The following is a 17,378-nucleotide window of genomic DNA, read 5'->3' on the forward strand; positions in this document are numbered from 1 at the left end:
GGACAAGCTCAGCGCCGGGCCCCCTCTCCCCCGTTCTTCACGGGAGAGGCTGAGGGTGAGGAGCGGCGCCAACGTTGCCAGATTATTCAATACCGCTCGAACCCCCTGTGCAGTTCCCAGTCCGTAATCCGGCGGTCGTACTCGAACTGTTCCCAGTGTGCCGTGTGGACGTAATGTTCCAGCACATCGTCGCCGAGCGCCTGCCTCAGCATTTTCGATTCCGCCAGTGTCGCGGTGGCGTCGCGCAATGTCTTTGGAATTTCGGGCAGCTGCGAGGCCTGGTAGGCATCGCCGACGAAGGGCTTCTGCAGGTCAAGCTTTTCATCGATGCCGGCAAGCCCGGCCGCGATCAGCGCGGCGAAAGCCAGATAGGGGTTCAAATCGGCGCCGCCGATGCGGCATTCCATGCGGATGCCTTTGGTGCCCTCGCCGCAAAGACGGAAGCCGGCGGTGCGGTTGTCCTCGCTCCACATGATCTTGGTCGGCGCAAACGTGCCGGCCTGGAAGCGCTTGTAGGAATTGATGTAGGGCGCCAGGAACCAGGTGAATTCCTTGGCATATTTGAGCTGGCCGGCCGCCCATTGCTGGCCGAGTGTCGACAGCGTCCACTCGGCATTTTTGTCGTAGAACAACGGCGTCTTGCCGTCGGCGCTCCACAGCGAATTATGGATGTGGCTGGAATTGCCGGCGAGCCCGTAATTGTACTTGGCCATGAACGAGATCGCCTTGCCTTCGGACTCGGCGATTTCCTTGGCGCCGTTCTTCAGGATGACGTGGCGGTCGGCCATGTCGAGCGCCTCGGCGTAGCGGACATTGATCTCTTCCTGGCCTGGCCCCCACTCGCCCTTCGAATTCTCGATCGGGATGCCGGCCGCCTCCATCTCGTTGCGCAGCCGGCGCATGACGCCTTCTTCCTTGGTGGTGATGCCGATCTGGTAGTCGCCGATGTAGGGCGATGCCGTCTCGAGGCCCTGCCAGTGCTTCTTGCGGGCGGAATCGTAGGTTTCGCTGAACAGATAGAATTCGAGCTCGGAAGCGAAATAGCCGATATAGCCGCGATCCTGCAGCCGCTTGACCTGCTTCTTCAGCATGGCGCGCGGCGAATGCGCTAGGTCGTCATGGGTATGGTGGTCGAGCACGTCGCAGATCACCAGCGCTGTCTTCTCCAGCCACGGAACGAGCCGCAGCGTCGCAAGGTCCGGCTTCATGACGAAATCGCCATAACCCTTCGACCAGCTTGCCGCCTTGTAGCCGGGCACCGGTTCCATATCGATGTCTGCCGCCAAGAGATAGTTACAGCCATGCGTCTCGTCATGCGCGGAATCGACGAAATAACGGGCCAGGAAACGCTTTCCCGCGAGCCGCCCCTGCATATCGACGATGCAGGCCAGCACCGTGTCGACCTCGCCGCTGGAGACCGCTTGCTTCAACTGATCGAACGAGAAATTTCCGGCCATTCCTTTGGCACTCCAGCGCTTGTCGTTTCGGGCTTGTCACTTTGAAAAGGAAACGAAAACCACGGCCGGCGCGAATGCCGGCCATGGTCATGAGAGGGGGTCAGGCGCCGGCTTCGCCTATGGCTAGCTCGGCTGCCTTGATCGCCGCCTGACGCTTTGCGATCTGGTCGCCGATGGGCGGACCCTGGAAGCGGCGGTTCTCGAAACCGAACCAAAGCACCGCGGTCAGCACAATGAAGCCCAGGGTGATATAGAGCACTTTGTCGTTCGGCGGCTGGATGGCGATGTAGAAGATGATCGCCATGCCGATGACCGACAGGATGCAAAACAGCTTGAACAGGCCGGCGCCGAGGTTCCATGGGCCGGGGTTCGGCCATTTTTCCGTTCCGAAAGCCATCATGCCGAGCACGATCGGAATGATGAAGGACAGAAACAGGAACACCAATGTCGAATTGACGACGATGGTATAGATGTTCGTGCCGCCGACCGAGATGAACTGGGCAAGAAAGACATAGATTACCTCGAGCACAGCAGCCGTCCAAATCGCATTGACCGGCGTGCGCCAGGTCGGGCTGACCTTGGCTAGCGAGGCCGAGCCGACCGGCATGCCGCCGTCACGCGAGAAGGCGAAAAGCATGCGCGAGGCAGAGGTGACCGTTGCCAGACCGCAGAGGAACTGCGCGATCAGGATGCCCAGATAGAGCAGTGTCTTCAGCCACGCCGGCAAGATCGCGTCCATCGTGGCGAAGAACACGCTCCAGCCCTGCTTGGCGCCGGCCGCCAGATCCGGAATCGCCAGTACGATCGCGCACAGCATCACCCAGCCGATCAGCGACGACCAGACTACGGACGAAACGATTGCCCGCGGAACCGAGTGCGCCGCCCTCAACGTTTCTTCCGAAGTATGCGCCGACGCGTCATAGCCAGTGATGGTGTAAACCGGCAGCAGCAGGCAGAGCAGGAAGAGATACGTCATGGAATCGGACTGCGGGAAAACACCGCCGCCCGCGTCGCCCGAATAGTTCGTGAACGTCCACAGCCGCGTGATGTCGATCGCTGGAGCAAACATCAGGCAGGCGACGATCAGCACGGCTGTCGTTGCCAGGATCAGGAAGCCGGAGGCGTCCGTCAACATAGCCGTCAATTTGATGCCGAAATGATTGAGCAGCGCCTGCAACACGGTGATGAAGGCGACAAACCCGACGATCTCACCAGGCGTGCCAGTCATGCCGAAGGCTCCGCCGAAAGTGCCGACGAAGAAGAAAGCAGTACCGATGTTGATGGCGCCGAGCACGGTGATCAGGCCGAGCAGATTGAGCCATGCGGTGAGCCAGCCAGTGAAACGGTTCCCTAGGATGGATGCCCAGTGATAGAGGCCGCCGGCGGTCGGAAATGCAGAGGCGATCTGGGCCATGGCGAGCGCGAAAAATCCCGAAACCATGCACCCGACGATCCAGCCGATGCCAGCGCCGGCGCCACCGATGGACGACGTCGCTTGCGCGAAGGAATTGATGCCGCCTGAGAGGATGCAGATGATTGAGAACGAGATCGCGAAATTCGAGAAGCGGCTCATGCTTCGCGACAGTTCCTGAGCATAGCCCATTCCGTGGAGAACTTTCAGGTCCTCCTTCTTGTCAACTTCGCTGTAACCCGGTGCTACCATTTTAAAGTCCCCTTTTGGTTTCTTAGCTGGCCGATTGAACTGACTTTCCGACTGCGCTTGGTCTGGAGGCCTTGGCCGCTTCGGGCTCCAGATTGAGAAAAATACCGGTGAGCAGATCCGCCCATTTCCGCTGCCCGGCCGCGCCGGCGATCTCGTCGTTGCGGATTTCAATCATTGCGCAGGGCAGCCCGCGCGAGCGCGCATGGCGTTCCAGCGTGAAATAGACCCGGTCGGCCGGCGAATAGGGTTCGTTGACGCCGACGCTGACGCCGGCAAGCCGCTTCAGTGTCGCGATCAGCGGCGCCGCCAGCCGGCGATCCTCGTCGTGGATGATGCCGATGTGCCAGGGCCGGCTTTTGCCTTTGTAGAGCGGCGTGAAGGAATGGATCGAGACCAGCCTGGTCTCCCGCCCGGCCGCCAGGCGCTCGTCGATGACCGTTGCGATCCGCTCGTGAAACGGTCGCCACGCCAGCGCGATGCGCGCCTCCCGCTGGTCGGCCGAAAGTCCCTGGTTGGCCGGGACCACGGTTTTTTCGCTGGCGCTGACCGTCACTATCAGGTCCGGCGCGTCGAGCGGGCGGTTGCAGTCGATGATGAGCCGCGAGATGCAGGTCTCGACCAGCGTCGCATCGAGCGCCTCGGCCATGCGGCGCGCCACCGGCAAGGCGCCGGGATCCCAGGCGATGTGGCGGGAAAGATCCTCGGCGGCAAGGCCGAGCGTTCCGAATTCCGGTGGCAGGAAATTGGAGGCGTGGTCGCAGGTCAGCACGAAGGGGCTCGATCCGCCGGGGTTCGTCACCCTTACGGTTTCAGGCGATGCAAGGCTGGCGGGCCGTGCTGTCTCCATTGTCTGCTGTCCCCGGGGAGCGCTGTATCGTATGTTACGTATTTTGCCTCATTGCGTCCCTGCGGATGATTTCATACAGTTTGGCCGGCTTTGTCAAACGCGATTTCGATAATGCGGTAACGGCACGGCCAGGGTGGGGAAAAACATGGTTTCCAGCATTGCCGAACTGATCTCCGACCGCATGGGCACCATGCCGGCAGGCGAGCGGCGCGCAGCACAAACGCTGATCGCCAGCTATCCGCTGATCGGGCTGAAGACGGTCGCCGAATTCTCGGCTGCCGCCGGCGTGTCGTCGCCGACGATCCTGCGTTTCGTCGCCCGGCTCGGCTTCCAGAACTATCCGGAATTCCAGTCGACGCTGCAAGACGAACTGGCGGCGCAATTGCAGTCGCCGGCCTCGCGCACGCTCAATCCGCCATCGCAGGGCGCCAGCGCCGTCTCGCCGATGCTGGAGGCGACGCTCGACAATATGCGCGAGACATTCCGGCATCTCTCGGACAAGCAGCTTGCCGACATCGTCGCCAAGCTGGCCGACCGGCGCGGCAAGACATTCTTGATCGGCGGCCGCTTCACCGACCCGCTGGCGCGCTACATGGCCGCCCACCTCGCCATCATCCAGCCCAACGTTTTTCACCTCGGCGGGCAGGAAAGCGTCTGGCGCGACCGACTGATCGACATGGGTAAGCGCGACGTGCTGGTGATCTTCGACATCAGGCGCTATCAGGACAGCCTCGTCCGTTTCGCCGAGACCGCCAACCAGCGCGGCGTGCAGATCGTGCTGTTTACCGACCAGTGGCTGTCGCCGATCGCCCGCTTCGCCCGCCACGTCATCGCCGGGCGCACCGCAGTGCCTTCGGCGTGGGACTCATCCGCCGCACTTTTCGTCGTTGCCGAAGCGCTGATCGGCGCGGTCACAAGGCAGCTCGAAGCCGACGGCGCCAAACGCATCCGCGAACTGGAAAGCCTGCGGTAGAGCCCCTCCGGAAAGGGACGCGTTTCGCTTCGGTCTAGTCCACTAAAAAACTGATCATCTGCAGGATCAGGATCAGCAAAAAGACGCCAAAGGCAGTCGCAAAAATCGCTGCCAGCAGGACGGTGCGTTGTTTCTTACCCATGGCTTTCCCCCCGAAAGCATAGTCCCCGTCCACGAATACGAATGTCAGTCCCGCCCCACTGCTCGGCCACCTCCCAACTCCTCAAGACCCGCCTGCGGCTTGGGCGGAGGAGTAATGACGACTTGCTTCACGTGCGAAATTAACCGCTTACAAGGTGCTCGTTAACGGAAATGGCCGCATCATTCATCCGACCCATGTCACGGCCGAATGACCACCTTGCATTTCGGGCTTAACCATTCAGCCGCTAAGCGTGCCCCACCCCAGCTACTTTACCCATGGCAAGCATGATCGAAGTTCGGCTAGCCTTGTCGACGTGACGCCGCTCGCTTGAATAACCAGGCAAAAGCGCAGTGAACTGCGCGGAGGAATTCGATGAGCTATCTGGACGAGCTGTTCTCAGTCGCCGGCAAGAAGGCGCTGGTCACCGGCGCCGCGACCGGCATCGGCCGCATGGCGGCGACCGCTCTGGTCAAGGCCGGCGCCACCGTGATGATCGCCTCGCGCAAGGGCGAGGATTGCGTCGGAGTTGCCGGCGAACTGAACGGGCTTGGCGCCTCCGGCCGGGCCGAGGGTTTCGCCGCCGACGTCTCCAGCGAGGCCGGCATTGCAGCACTTATCGCCGAGGTCCAGGCGCGGACCGAGCGGCTGCATATCCTGGTCAACAATGCCGGCATCTCCTGGGGCGCGCCGCTGGAAAGCTTTCCCTACCATGCCTGGGCCAAGGTGTTCGGCGTCAACGTCACCGCGGTCTTCCACCTGACGCGCGAATTGCTGCCTCTGCTCGAGGCCGCCGCCAGCGATGCCGACCCGGCCCGGGTGATCAACCTCGGATCGGTGATGGGCACGCAGCCTTTGGCCGAAGATGCCTACTCCTACTCGGCCTCGAAGGCCGCGGTTCACCACCTGACGCGCATCCTGGCAATCGAGTTCGCCGCCCGCCGCATCACCGTCAACGCCTTTGCGCCTGGCCCTTTCCAGAGCCGGATGACGGCCTTCGCCACCGGCACCGAGGACCAGGCAAGACATATCGGCAACCACGTTCCGATCGGCCGCATCGGCGCACCGGATGACATTGCCGGCGCAACGCTCTATTTGTGCAGCCGGGCCGGCAGCTATGTCACCGGCGCCATCCTGCCGATCGATGGCGGGCAGTCGGTGCAACACGGGCTGACATTGTTCAAGGAATGAGACGCACGCCATCCGGCGAGTGAAATGCCGGGGGTGAAGATGGAGGACATCAGCGTGGAACCGATCAGTCTCGATGTGCTTCTGGCCAACGTCGGCAAGGAAGTCGGCGTGTCGCCATGGCGGGTCGTCACCCAGCGCATGATCGACCAGTTCGCCGATGCCACCGACGACCATCAGTTCATCCATTGCGATCCGGAACGCGCCAGCCGCGAAACGCCGTTCGGCGGCACCATCGCGCATGGCTTCCTGTCGCTTTCGCTGTTGTCGGCGATGACCTTCGAAACCATGCCGCCGCTGGAAAACAGCAAGATGGGCGTCAATCACGGCTTCGATTCGCTGCGCTTTCTGGCGCCGGTGAAGACCGGCTCGCGCATCCGCACCCGTTTCGTGCTGGCCGACGTCAAGGTCAGGCCGTCGGGGTGGGTGCAGACGGCGCACGACGTGACGATCGAGATCGAGGGCTCGAAAAAACCGGCGCTGACCGCGCGCTGGCTGACGCTGACGCTGATCGAACGCCAGCCGGAAGCGGTCTGACTCTCGTCGGGCTGAGAAGCCCAAATCTATCTGTGCCAAATCTATTTGGCTTCGGCCGCGACGTACTTCATGTGGCGGCTGACCTGCAGCGCAATGTAGACGACCAGTGAACAACCGATTGGGAACACGATCTCGTTGAGGCCGGTTGCGATCGCTTGTGGCATTGCGAGAGCAGCGTCATTTGCCGCGGCCGTCTCGATGGTCAGCACCGTGATGCCGCCGCCGAATACCGCGCCTATCAGGGCGCCTGCCAGCGCGAAATGGAGCGGACGCGGTTCTTCCTTCGATGCCAGCGACGCCAGTGCCCAGCCGAGCAGCCCGTATTCGATCGCCCGCAGCACACCGAGCGTCGTGAGCGACAGGATGGCCGGCTTTGCCGCCGCGTCCAGCGCGCTGACCATAACCTTTTGCGTCCCTTTGGCGATGCCCATCGCCAGTGGCGCCGAAATCGCACCGATCAGGCCACCGAGCGAGGCTCGCACCTTGGTGAGCGCCGTGCCGAGGCTGACGCCGGCGCAGACGAAGAACGGCCAGGTCACGCCTTGCGCCAGTTCGATCAGAACCTGCGTCGTCGCGGGGTAGGCACCTGCCGCAAATCTGACGGTCAGAATGAGAGCTTCCATGGCGAAGCCGAGCGCGATCGCCAGCCATACGACAGTCAAGCTTCTGCTTCGTGCCACCCTTGCCCGACGTCGTACAGCGTATATATGCTGCATCAAGCCATCAGTCATAAGGCAGTAGAAAGTTGCAGCTAAGCGTCCAGGAGCGCCGCGAAAAACAAAAGGCCGAACTGCGTTCCGAACTTGTCGACGCCGCGCACAAGCTTGTCCAGGAAGAAGGCTATGACGGCCTCACCATCCGCAAGCTCGCCAAGCGCGTTGGCTATGCGCCGATGTCGGTCTATTCCTATTTCGCCGACAAGCAGGACATCCTGTTCGCGCTGGCCGAGGATGCCTTCGAGACCTTGGCCAGGCGCATCGCAAATCATACGGCCGACGACCCGATCGAGGCGCTCAAGGCGGTGCTTGTCGAATACGCCGCCTTTGGGCTGGAAAATCCCAACGAATACCGCACCGTCTTCATGACCGAAAAAGTCAGGCCGCCAGCCGGAAAGACCTTCGCCGAAATGGAGAGCGGCAACCCGGCGATGAAAGTGCTGATCGCGAGGGTCGAAGCCTGCGTTGCCGCCGGCAGGCTCAAAGGCGATCCACGCGCCATCGCCACCATGCTGTGGGCGGTCGGCCACGGCGCCATCTCGCTGCTGATCACCTTCCCGTTCTACCCGTTCGGCGACCAGACGACGTTCATCACACGGATCGGCGACATCATGCTCGAAGCCATCGCCGCGCACGAGATTGCGCCGCTCACGCCGCCAGTCAACTGCTGAAGAGCGGCGCTCCTCCCGATCTGCAGGATCTTCTCCGAACTATCTGCGCTGCGGCGCCGGGCGTTCGGCAATTCTCCGTACGCGTACGATTTTGCTTGAACATCGGGACTCCAGGGCGTATCTGTACGCAATGCCGTACATGTACGAGAAATTCAATAGCTGAACCGGAGACCGACGATGAAGAAGGCAATCCTCACGCTCGCCGCCCTGCTGGCGCTCTCTGGCGCCGCATTTGCCGGCAGCAGTCAGCCAGCCAAGCAAGAAGCGGCCTGCGTCGACACCAAGACCGGTGCTAAGCTCGATTGCGCGCCGACCGGATCGCTTGAAAACGCCGATGCCGCGGCCCACAAGGCTGGGAGCAAAGGCCCGAGGCTCGGCATCGGCATCGACCCATGGATCGTGCCAAGCAGCTTCTGAGCCGATCGGGTGACAATACGCGGTGAGGAAACGAAAGGGCGGCAGCAATTTCCGGCCGCCCATCGTGCCGGCCTCAGCCCTGCTTTTTGTCACCCCGCGCAGATCACTTCTTGCGCTTCTGTCCTACCACGATTTTGGGCTTGCCGGGTCTTGCCGGTGCGCCGGGAATGGCCGTTCCGGTGATCGACACCGGATCGCTGGCCGGGAATGTATCCTCGAGGCCTTCCTCGAGTTCCTCTTCGATATCCGTCCCAGTGCGCTGCTCGTCTTCGAAAGAGCGCACGGCCGGCGTCTTGACCGGCGACTTCGGCGCGGAGTTCGGCGGCATTTGCATTCTCCCTCGGCTCGCTGTCGCAGAACGGTCGGGCGCGGTGAACATGTCTATGCTGCCGCGTCGCGCGCTGCCTCCGACAGAAAAGTAAAGACATAATCGGAAAAGGAACGCCAGCATTCGACGCGGAACGCGTCGGCCGCCGTGCGCAACAGCACGATTTCGACCTTGCCGAGAATGGTACGCGACGCCGCCCCGACCGGAAAGGCGTCGAGCGACAGATCCTGCGGGCAGCCGGCATTGATCGTCGCCGCGGCAGCCGGACCGGTAACCGATATGGCGACGTTGCGGTGCGAGATGGCGACCGCCGAATGCAGTACGGAAATGCTGGCGCAGTCGGCGAGCGGATCTTTTCCGCTCTCGTCGATGACCAGCCATTCGTCCGGCCCGAGCCACAAGGCCGTGCGTCCGGCCTTTGCCGCCGAGGTTTTCGGCCTTTGCGGCAGGACGACGCCGAGCGCTTTCGAAAGTGCCGCAATCGAGGCTTCCGGCGCGCGCAGCGATATGCGCTCGGCCGGCGGCAGCACGGCAAGTGTAACGCCGGCGGCGGAAAGCGACTGGCCGGCGAGAGCCGGACGGCGTTCGACTGAGGGTCCGGCGGCGTCGGTTTTCAAAGCGGCCTTAGCCATTGAGGCGCTCCCCCTTCTCGTCGAAGAACACCATGCCGGTGACCTCCACCTCGATCACCCCGTTCGGCATCGGCACATAGAGCGTCTCGCCCGTGCGATCGCGGCCGCCGGCGACCAGCCCCAGCGCGATCGAGCGGCCGCAATTTTGCGACCAATAGCTCGAGGTGACATGGCCAATCATCTTCATCGGGATTGCCTGCTTCGGGTCCGCGACGATCTGCGCGCCCTCCTCCAGCACCACCTTGGGATCCCTGGTCTTCAGGCCGACAAGCTGCTTGCGGCCCTTGGCGACCAGATCCGGCCGCGCCATGCCGCGAATGCCGACGAAGTCGGTCTTCTTCTTGCCGACCGCCCAGTCGAGCCCGGCATCGTTCGGCGTCACCGTCCCGTCGGTATCCTGGCCGACGATGATGTAGCCCTTTTCGGCGCGCAGCACATGCATCGACTCGGTGCCGTAGGCACAGGCTCCGTGCTTCTGGCCCTCGGCCCATAGCGCTTCCCAGACCGCCTCGCCATAATCGGCCGGCACGTTGACCTCGAAGCCGCGCTCACCGCTGAACGACATGCGAAACAGCCTTGTCGGCACGCCGCAGATCCTGCCTTCGCGCACCGACATATGCGGCAGCGCCTCATCCGACATGTCGATGCCCTCGACCAGCGGCGCAATGATGTCGCGAGACTTGGGTCCCTGCACGGCAATCACCGCCCACTGCTCGGTGATCGAGGTCAGCCAGACGTTGAGATGCGGGAACTCGGTCTGGAGATAGTCTTCCATATGGTTCATGACCCGCGGCGCGCCGCCGGTCGTCGTCGTCACATGGAAACGGTCGGGTGCAAGCCTGCCGACGACACCGTCGTCATAGATGAAGCCGTCCTCGCGCAGCATGATGCCGTACCGGCAGCGGCCGGGCTCGAGCTTCTCCCATGGATTGGTGTAGAGCAGTTCCATGAATTTGGCCGCATCCGGCCCGACCACCTCGATCTTGCCCAGAGTCGAGGCATCGAACAGGCCGGCCATATTGCGCACCGTGACGCATTCGCGGTCGACGGCCGCATGTATGTCCTCGCCCGGCTTCGGGAAATACCAGGCGCGCTTCCATTGGCCGACATCCTCGAACATTGCGCCTTGACGCTCTGCCCAGGGATGGATCGCCGTCTTGCGGGTCGGGTCGAACAGCGGACCCCGCGCGTGGCCGACGATCGAGCCGAATGTCACCGGCGTATAGGGCGCGCGGAACGTCGTCAGCCCGACCTGCGGGATCGGCTTGCCCAACGTCTCGGCGGCAATCGCCAGGCCGTGCATGTTGGAGGTCTTGCCCTGGTCGGTCGCCATGCCATTGGTGGTGAAGCGCTTGACGTGCTCGATCGAGCGCATGCCCTCATGCACTGCCTGGCGGATGTCCTTGGCGGTGACGTCGTTCTGGAAGTCGACAAAGGCCTTGACCGTCGTATCCGATCCGGCACCGGGTGCTGCACCCAGCATGCCGCGCGACCAGCTCTCGCCGGCGTCGACCTTCGGCTTGGTGCCCTTGGCCGGCCTGCTGCCGGCGTCCTTGGCCGCCTTGGCGCCCGCTGCATAGGCCTCGTCGATCGTCGTCGACAGCCCGTCGGTACCGTTGCAGGCGCCGACCGAGACGCAGTCCTGCGCATAAATTCCGGGCACGAAGCGCTTGGTCTCGTCATTGAAGGCGACCTTGCCGCGCGATTGCGAGAACAGATGCACCGATGGCGTCCAGCCGGCCGACATCAGAATCGCGTCAACCGGGACGGTGCGCTCGCCGCCGCCATTCTTCGGCTGCACAGTCATCGACGACACCCGCAATTTGCCGCCGGCGCGGATCACCGCGCGGCCGAAATTGACCTCGATGCCGAGCGCCCTCGCCTCGTCGATCGCCGGCCCGGTCGGGTTGTCGCGCAGGTCGACGATCGCCGCCACGTTGATGCCGGCCTTTTTCAGGTCGATCGCCGCCGCATAGGCGGAATCGTTCGCCGTATAGACGCCGAGATTCCTGCCGACCGCGACGCCGTAATGGTTGAGATAGGTGCGCGCCGCCGACGCCAGCATGATGCCCGGCCGGTCGTTGTCGGCAAACACCATGTGGCGCTCGATGGCGCCGGTCGCCAGCACCACGCGTTTGGCGCGAACCTGCCACAGCCGCTCGCGCGGCAGGTCGCGGCCGGGGTTCTGCAGATGGTCGCTGACGCGCTCGACCAGCCCGACGAAATTCTGCGCGTAATAGCCGAAGGCCGTGGTACGCGGCAGCACGCGGACATTGTCCATCGCGCTCAACTTGGCGAGAGCCGATTGCGCCCAGGAAAAGCCGTCCTGGCCTTCGATCTTCGCGCCGCTCTCGAAGCGCAGGCTGCCGCCGAATTCCGCCTGCTCGTCGGCAAGGATGACGCGCGCGCCGGTCTCGGCCGCGGCCAATGCCGCGGCGATGCCCGCGGCACCGCCGCCAAGCACCAGCACCTCGCAATGAGCGAAGCGCGCCGAATAGTGGTCGGGATCCGGCTGGTCAGGAGCGACGCCGAGACCGGCGGCGGCGCGGATCTTGGGTTCGTAGAGGTTTTTCCACGCGGCCTTCGGCCACATGAAGGTCTTGTAGTAGAAGCCGGCCGAAAGCATCGGCGAGGCAATACTGCTGACGGCACCGACGTCGAAAGCAAGCGACGGCCAGCGGTTCTGCGACTGTGCGGTCAATCCGTCATAGAGCTCCTGCACCGTAGCTCGGACGTTCGGCGTCTTGCGTGCCGCGTCGCGCTTGATCTCGACTAGCGCGTTCGGCTCTTCGGCGCCGGCCGACAGAAAACCGCGCGGCCGGTGGTACTTGAACGAGCGGCCGACGAGATGGACGCCGTTTGCAAGCAGCGCCGAGGCCAACGTATCGCCCTCGATGCCGGTATAGGGGCGGCGGTCGAAGCTGAAGCCAGCTATCTTTGCCTGTTTGAGCCGCCCGGCGCCGGCAATGCGGAACGTGGCGCTCATTTGGCGGCTCCCGGCAGCTTGGTGGGCTTCGGTTCGCCGGCCTTGTAAGTCATCAGGAACCTGTCGCTGACGGTGTCGCGCACGGCATTGAAGAACCGCGCACAGCCATGCATGTGCCGCCAGCGCTCATAGATGATCCCCTTGGGATTGGAGCGGATGAAAAAGAACTTTTCAAAATCGTCGTCGCTCTCGCCGGCGATGTTTGGGGAACGCGCGATATGCGCCTCGCCGGCGTTGCGGAATTCGAGCTCCGGACGCTCTTCCTCGCAATAGGGGCAGCGGATGAGAAGCATGGTTGGTCCTACAGTTCGCCGTGGCCGACGCGAGCGCCGGCAGGTTGGTCGCAAAGCCTCTGGCCCATCGTCACGAAGGGCGCGACCAGCCGGATGCGCTCCTCAATGCTGGCTACCGGGCGGAAAAGGTCGCGATACGCCATATTGCCGACCGAAAGCGTCATCGGTTCGGTCGTCACGATGACGTAGCGCCGCTCGAATTTTTCGCCTTCCTCGAGATCGGCTGGCCGGTTCTCCATAAAGGTGACCACTCTCTGACCGGCGCTCCACGCGCAGGCGAGTACACCCTCGTCGACGGAAAACGGCCAATCCGCTTCATTGCCGACGCGGCTGATGGGCTGCAGGCGCACCTCCTCTGGCGTGGGGATATGGAACAGGCCTTGCTCGCCGGCGAGCATCAGCGGCATGGCGACGGCCATCTCGGTCATCATCAGTGCGCCACCGCTGCCGCCGCCGCCTCGTCGATGAGGCGGCCGGTGCGGAAGCGCTCTATGGTGAAGGGCGCGTTGATCGGGTGCGGATCGTCCCTGGCGATCGTGTGGGCAAAGACATGGCCCGAGCCCGGCGTCGCCTTGAAGCCGCCTGTGCCCCAGCCGCAATTGACATAGAGGCCGGGCACCGGCGTCTTGGCCAGGATCGGCGAACGGTCCGGTGTCACATCGACGATGCCGCCCCATGAGCGCAGCATCTTCATGCGCGTGAAGATCGGGAACATCTCGCAGATGGCGTCCAGCGTATGCTGCAAAATGTGCAGCCCGCCGGTCTGCGAATAGGAGACATATTGGTCGGTGCCGGCGCCGATGACCAGTTCGCCCTTGTCGGACTGCGAGATATAGGCATGCACGGTGTTCGACATCACCACGCAAGGCACCACCGGCTTGACCGGCTCCGACACCAGCGCCTGCAGCGGATAGCTTTCCAGCGGCATGCGCACGCCGGCCATGTTCATGATCACCGATGAGTGCCCGGCGGCAACCACGCCGACCTTCCTGGCACCGATGAAGCCGCGCGTCGTCTCGACGCCGGTGACCGCGCCGTTCGGCGCCCGTTTGACGCCGGTGACCTCGCAATTCTGGATGATGTGGACGCCGCGCGCCGAGGCGCCGCGCGCATAGCCCCAGGCAACCGCATCGTGACGCGCCGTGCCGCCGCGGCGCTGCAGGGAGGCGCCCATCACCGGATAGCGCGCATTGCGCGAAATGTTGAGCGGCGGGCAGAATTCCTTGGCCTGCTCCGGCGTCAGCCATTCATTGTCGATGCCGTTCAGCCGGTTGGCATGGACGTGCCGCTTCAGGACCTGGATGTCATGGATGTTATGGGCGAGCATCATGACGCCGCGCGGCGAATACATGACGTTGTAGTTGAGCTCCTGGCTGAGCCCGTCCCACAGCTTCAGCGCATGGTCGTAGATGCCGGCGCTCTCGTCGTAGAGATAGTTCGAGCGGATGATGGTGGTGTTGCGCCCGGTATTGCCACCGCCCAGCCAGCCTTTTTCCAATACCGCGACGTTGGTGATGCCGTGCACGGTGGCGAGATAATAGGCGGTGGCCAGGCCGTGGCCGCCGGCGCCGACGATGATGACGTCGTACTCCTTCTTCGGCTCCGGCGAGGACCATTGTTCCTCCCAGCCCTTGTGACCGCGCATGGCCTCGCGGGCGATGGCGAATACCGAGTATTTCTTCAACGTCGCAGGCCTCGCAAATGACGGCCGGGCATCCACTCGAACCCCGGCGCGCGAGCTGTATCACTAGCGAAACGGCGCTGCCAGCCTTGCACTGTTTGCGACGGCGCTTGCCGTTTTGCGCCGTGGTGAAAAAGCCGCATCCGGGCTGGTTGATGCAATTGCCTTCCACCGCTATCCGTCGCCTGACGATCGGAGGATTATGGCGGTGGGTAACGTCAGGTGGAATCTGACATTGCGTTTCTTGCTGGAGCTCGCCGCTTTGCTCGGCCTCGGCATGGCGGGCTGGAGCCTCTCAGCCGGCATGTGGCGCTGGATCCTTGCCGTGGCATTGCCGTTCGTTGCCGCCGCGCTTTGGGGAATCTTCGCAGTGCCGAACGATCCGAGCCGCTCGGGGCGGGCGCCGGTTCCGGTGCCGGGCGGTTTGCGGCTGGTGCTCGAACTCGTCATCCTGTTCGGCGGCGCTGCCGGATTCCACCTGGCCGGTTACACGACAGCCGGCATAGCCGTCGCCCTGCTGATCGCCGTCAGCTACGCATTTTCGCTCGATCGGCTCGGCTGGCTACTTAGGCAATAGTCGCCTTGCCCCTGTTTGCGACGGCGCCTGCCGTTTTGCGCCGTGCTTTCACTGGTCGCTCTTCTGAGCTTCGCCTTTTGAGGGGTCAGCCGGAGCACGCTTCAGGATGGACGGCCCAATCGCATAGGTCGCCCGCAAATAACCTTTGCGGCAATCGGCAGCGATTTGACGAATTTCCGCATCGTCCGACTGCTCCGCCATGGCCACGAAGCGCTCGACGATCACCTCGCGCGGCCTGATAGCCACTGCCGCAGCAAAGCGCCGCAACACCGCATCCGGATTCGCGAGCAACCGTGGCAGGTCCTTGGCACTCGGCATGATATAGTGACCATAAGCATTGACCAGTGTCGTGAAAGCCGAGTCCGGGCGAAGCGCGGCGGCATTTTCCACCGCGAGCTGCAGCTGCCACCGCTCCGCAAAGCAGATGAACTGGACAACCTTCCATCGAACGCCGGCATGTTCGTCGTCCAGCCGCAGCATTACGCGACCTAGAATAGCCCCATCAGCTGGCGTGGTGCAGTCCCCGAGCGCCTCGATTACATCGAAGCGGGTACGCGAAGCTTTGCTGTCGAGCAGATCGGCTATCTCTGCGACAACGCAGTTCAACTTGAAGCGTCGTCTGAAGCCTATTTCGACCGTTATGAACGCAGCCACGGACTGCGTATGGATATTGCTTGAAACCAGCAGCGGCCGGAGATTTTCAATCGGAAAGCCTTTTTTGAACTCCGAAAGAAGGTCGTTCGCCAAATTGCCCTCGCCCTCGTAGCCGGGCTCCAGCAACTTGCTCATCATGTCTTGGGGGGTCATTGCAAATGGGTGGCGCGTCCACCCGCAAGTTTGGATAACGAGCCGTAGCCTGGTGGCCAGCGGACGTCAACGAGCGCTGTCGAGGGCAGCGCATGTATCGGGTGGTTCGCACCGCCCCGATTTGCGACCAAGCATCCGATTGCCGGCAAGAGCCGGCGCCAAAAAAGGATGCAGAAATGTTCGCACTCGCCAACAAGGTCGCCATCATCACTGGCGCCAGTTCCGGCATCGGCCGCGCCACGGCAAAGCTCTTTGCCGAGCAAGGCGCCAGGCTCGTCGTCGCCGCCCGCCGCCAGGCGGAACTCGACGCGCTGGTTGCCGAAATCGAAGACGCCGACGGCACCGCCGTCGCTCTTGCCGGCGATGTCCGTGACGAAGCCTACGCGAAAGTCCTGGTCGACCTGGCGGTCGAGAAATTCGGCGGGCTCGACATCGCCTTCAACAATGCCGGCTCGGTCGGTAGGATGGGGCCGGTTTCTGAGCTGTCGCTGGAGGGCTGGCGCGAGACGCTCGATACCAATCTGACCAGCGCCTTTCTCGGCGCGAAATACCAGGTGCCGGCGATGGTCGAACGCGGCGGCGGGTCGTTGATCTTCACCTCCACCTTCGTCGGCTACACGGTCGGCATGCCCGGCATGACCAGCTATGCCGCGAGCAAGGCCGGGCTGATCGGATTGACGCAGGTGCTGGCCGCCGAATTTGGCGCCAAGGGGATTCGAGTCAACGCGCTGCTGCCGGGCGGCACCGACACGCCTTCGGCGACATTCAAGACACCTGAATCGCGAGCCTTCGTCGAAAATCTGCATGCTTTGAAGCGCGTCGCCAAGCCTGAGGAGATCGCTCGCTCGGCGCTTTACCTGGCTTCCGATGCATCGAGTTTCACCACCGGCGCGGCACTATTCGCCGACGGCGGTGTCTCGATCACCCGGACGTGAAGCGTTTCGTGGTTGGCGTGGGCCCGCCAGCCGCAATGCCGGAAAAACCGGCCTTGCTTTTTCCGGCGATTTGACGATTCCGTCTTCGCCTCGAAAACGGGTTGGAAACATGCTGCTGATCAGGACCTATATCGCTGCAAGCGCAATCGAAGGCGTCGGCGTGTTCGCCGCCGAGCCGATCCGGAAAGGGGCTCAGATCTGGCGGCTCGATCCGGACTTCGACCGGCTGATCCCGATGGAAAGATACGAGACGGCGCCGCCGCACCTCAAGGAATTGCTCGACAGATATGCCTATCCCAGTCCGGACCGGCCCGGCTTCATGGTCTATGAGGTCGACAATGGCCGCTTCATGAACCACGCCGACAAGCCGAACACCGACTTTTCGCAATATGGCGGGGCCACCGCGACCCGCGACATCGCCGCCGGCGAGGAGATAACCTGCGACTACGGCGAGTTCTTCGAGGGTTTCGAGCAGCTCCACCTGGCCACGGCGTAGCGGCGCCTATCTGGTCCGAGGCGAATTTTGTTCTT

General features: G+C 63.1%; 19 protein-coding genes. 8 read left to right on the forward strand and 11 right to left on the reverse strand.

What is annotated here, in order from left to right; genetic code table 11:
* Positions 1 to 86: 86 nt before the first annotated feature.
* From NKJ20_RS01190 to NKJ20_RS01200, 3 genes are all read right to left on the reverse strand, one after another.
* Positions 87 to 1,457: a glutamine synthetase family protein gene (locus NKJ20_RS01190; RefSeq protein WP_352742111.1), complete on the reverse strand. Its 1,371-nt coding sequence runs from the start codon at positions 1,455 to 1,457 to the stop codon at positions 87 to 89.
* 100 nt (positions 1,458 to 1,557) lie between these two features.
* A complete protein-coding gene (locus NKJ20_RS01195) occupies positions 1,558 to 3,120 on the reverse strand; it encodes an amino acid permease (RefSeq protein WP_352448255.1) in 1,563 nt (520 codons plus the stop codon).
* Between the two features lie 22 nt (positions 3,121 to 3,142).
* Positions 3,143 to 3,967 carry an N-formylglutamate amidohydrolase gene (locus NKJ20_RS01200; RefSeq protein WP_352448256.1) on the reverse strand — a complete coding sequence of 275 codons (825 nt, stop codon included), beginning with the start codon at positions 3,965 to 3,967 and terminating at the stop codon, positions 3,143 to 3,145.
* Between the two features lie 145 nt (positions 3,968 to 4,112).
* Between NKJ20_RS01200 and NKJ20_RS01205 the strand changes: the two genes are divergently transcribed.
* The 3 genes from NKJ20_RS01205 to NKJ20_RS01215 all read left to right on the forward strand — a co-directional run bounded on the left by NKJ20_RS01205 (position 4,113) and on the right by NKJ20_RS01215 (position 6,804).
* Complete coding sequence (locus NKJ20_RS01205) at positions 4,113 to 4,940, forward strand: MurR/RpiR family transcriptional regulator (protein ID WP_352448257.1); 828 nt, start codon at positions 4,113 to 4,115, stop codon at positions 4,938 to 4,940.
* Positions 4,941 to 5,454: 514 nt separating this feature from the next.
* Positions 5,455 to 6,270, forward strand: coding sequence for an SDR family oxidoreductase (locus tag NKJ20_RS01210; RefSeq protein ID WP_352742113.1), 816 nt, complete (start codon positions 5,455 to 5,457; stop codon positions 6,268 to 6,270).
* A 39-nt stretch (positions 6,271 to 6,309) separates the two neighbouring features.
* On the forward strand, positions 6,310 to 6,804 hold the full coding sequence (locus NKJ20_RS01215) for a MaoC family dehydratase (RefSeq protein WP_031211357.1): 495 nt from the start codon (positions 6,310 to 6,312) through the stop codon (positions 6,802 to 6,804).
* A 41-nt stretch (positions 6,805 to 6,845) separates the two neighbouring features.
* On the opposite strand, the gene NKJ20_RS01220 is transcribed toward NKJ20_RS01215, so the two are convergent.
* The gene (locus tag NKJ20_RS01220; RefSeq protein ID WP_352742115.1) at positions 6,846 to 7,466 is read right to left on the reverse strand and encodes a hypothetical protein; all 621 of its coding nucleotides are present in this window, start codon (positions 7,464 to 7,466) and stop codon (positions 6,846 to 6,848) included.
* 83 nt (positions 7,467 to 7,549) lie between these two features.
* On the opposite strand from NKJ20_RS01220, the gene NKJ20_RS01225 reads away from it, so the two are divergent.
* On the forward strand, positions 7,550 to 8,191 hold the full coding sequence (locus NKJ20_RS01225; RefSeq protein ID WP_023675343.1) for a TetR/AcrR family transcriptional regulator: 642 nt from the start codon (positions 7,550 to 7,552) through the stop codon (positions 8,189 to 8,191).
* 177 nt (positions 8,192 to 8,368) lie between these two features.
* Positions 8,369 to 8,608 carry a DUF680 domain-containing protein gene (locus NKJ20_RS01230; protein ID WP_352742117.1) on the forward strand — a complete coding sequence of 80 codons (240 nt, stop codon included), beginning with the start codon at positions 8,369 to 8,371 and terminating at the stop codon, positions 8,606 to 8,608.
* 103 nt (positions 8,609 to 8,711) lie between these two features.
* Here NKJ20_RS01230 and NKJ20_RS01235 read toward each other — a convergent pair whose 3' ends face one another.
* From NKJ20_RS01235 to NKJ20_RS01260, 6 genes are read right to left on the reverse strand one after another with little or no spacing between them, the layout of a single operon-like run.
* A complete protein-coding gene (locus NKJ20_RS01235; protein WP_352742119.1) occupies positions 8,712 to 8,936 on the reverse strand; it encodes a hypothetical protein in 225 nt (74 codons plus the stop codon).
* Positions 8,937 to 8,989: 53 nt separating this feature from the next.
* Entirely contained in the window at positions 8,990 to 9,568 is a 579-nt protein-coding gene (locus NKJ20_RS01240; protein ID WP_352742121.1) for a sarcosine oxidase subunit gamma, read from the reverse strand.
* Positions 9,561 to 12,554: a sarcosine oxidase subunit alpha gene (locus NKJ20_RS01245; protein ID WP_352742122.1), complete on the reverse strand. Its 2,994-nt coding sequence runs from the start codon at positions 12,552 to 12,554 to the stop codon at positions 9,561 to 9,563. Before NKJ20_RS01245 ends, NKJ20_RS01240 begins: the two co-directional genes overlap by 8 nt.
* Positions 12,551 to 12,847, reverse strand: a complete 297-nt coding sequence (locus NKJ20_RS01250; RefSeq protein ID WP_292519105.1) for a sarcosine oxidase subunit delta — start codon at positions 12,845 to 12,847, stop codon at positions 12,551 to 12,553. Before NKJ20_RS01250 ends, NKJ20_RS01245 begins: the two co-directional genes overlap by 4 nt.
* Before the next feature lie 8 nt (positions 12,848 to 12,855).
* Positions 12,856 to 13,278 carry a hypothetical protein gene (locus tag NKJ20_RS01255; protein WP_352448263.1) on the reverse strand — a complete coding sequence of 141 codons (423 nt, stop codon included), beginning with the start codon at positions 13,276 to 13,278 and terminating at the stop codon, positions 12,856 to 12,858.
* Positions 13,278 to 14,531 carry a sarcosine oxidase subunit beta gene (locus tag NKJ20_RS01260; protein ID WP_352469485.1) on the reverse strand — a complete coding sequence of 418 codons (1,254 nt, stop codon included), beginning with the start codon at positions 14,529 to 14,531 and terminating at the stop codon, positions 13,278 to 13,280. The genes NKJ20_RS01255 and NKJ20_RS01260 overlap by 1 nt, the downstream gene beginning before the upstream one ends.
* A 232-nt stretch (positions 14,532 to 14,763) precedes the next feature.
* Here NKJ20_RS01260 and NKJ20_RS01265 point away from each other — a divergent pair, with 232 nt between their 5' ends.
* Positions 14,764 to 15,105, forward strand: coding sequence for a YrdB family protein (locus tag NKJ20_RS01265; RefSeq protein ID WP_352742125.1), 342 nt, complete (start codon positions 14,764 to 14,766; stop codon positions 15,103 to 15,105).
* 48 nt (positions 15,106 to 15,153) lie between these two features.
* Here NKJ20_RS01265 and NKJ20_RS01270 read toward each other — a convergent pair whose 3' ends face one another.
* The gene (locus tag NKJ20_RS01270) at positions 15,154 to 15,894 is read right to left on the reverse strand and encodes a hypothetical protein (protein WP_352742127.1); all 741 of its coding nucleotides are present in this window, start codon (positions 15,892 to 15,894) and stop codon (positions 15,154 to 15,156) included.
* 194 nt (positions 15,895 to 16,088) lie between these two features.
* On the opposite strand from NKJ20_RS01270, the gene NKJ20_RS01275 reads away from it, so the two are divergent.
* Positions 16,089 to 16,847, forward strand: a complete 759-nt coding sequence (locus NKJ20_RS01275; protein WP_352742129.1) for an SDR family oxidoreductase — start codon at positions 16,089 to 16,091, stop codon at positions 16,845 to 16,847.
* Positions 16,848 to 16,956: 109 nt separating this feature from the next.
* Positions 16,957 to 17,343 carry an SET domain-containing protein gene (locus tag NKJ20_RS01280; protein WP_352454023.1) on the forward strand — a complete coding sequence of 129 codons (387 nt, stop codon included), beginning with the start codon at positions 16,957 to 16,959 and terminating at the stop codon, positions 17,341 to 17,343.
* Positions 17,344 to 17,378 lie beyond the last annotated feature (35 nt).

This window comes from Mesorhizobium sp. M0185 (assembly GCF_040322175.1).
Lineage (GTDB): Bacteria > Pseudomonadota > Alphaproteobacteria > Rhizobiales > Rhizobiaceae > Mesorhizobium.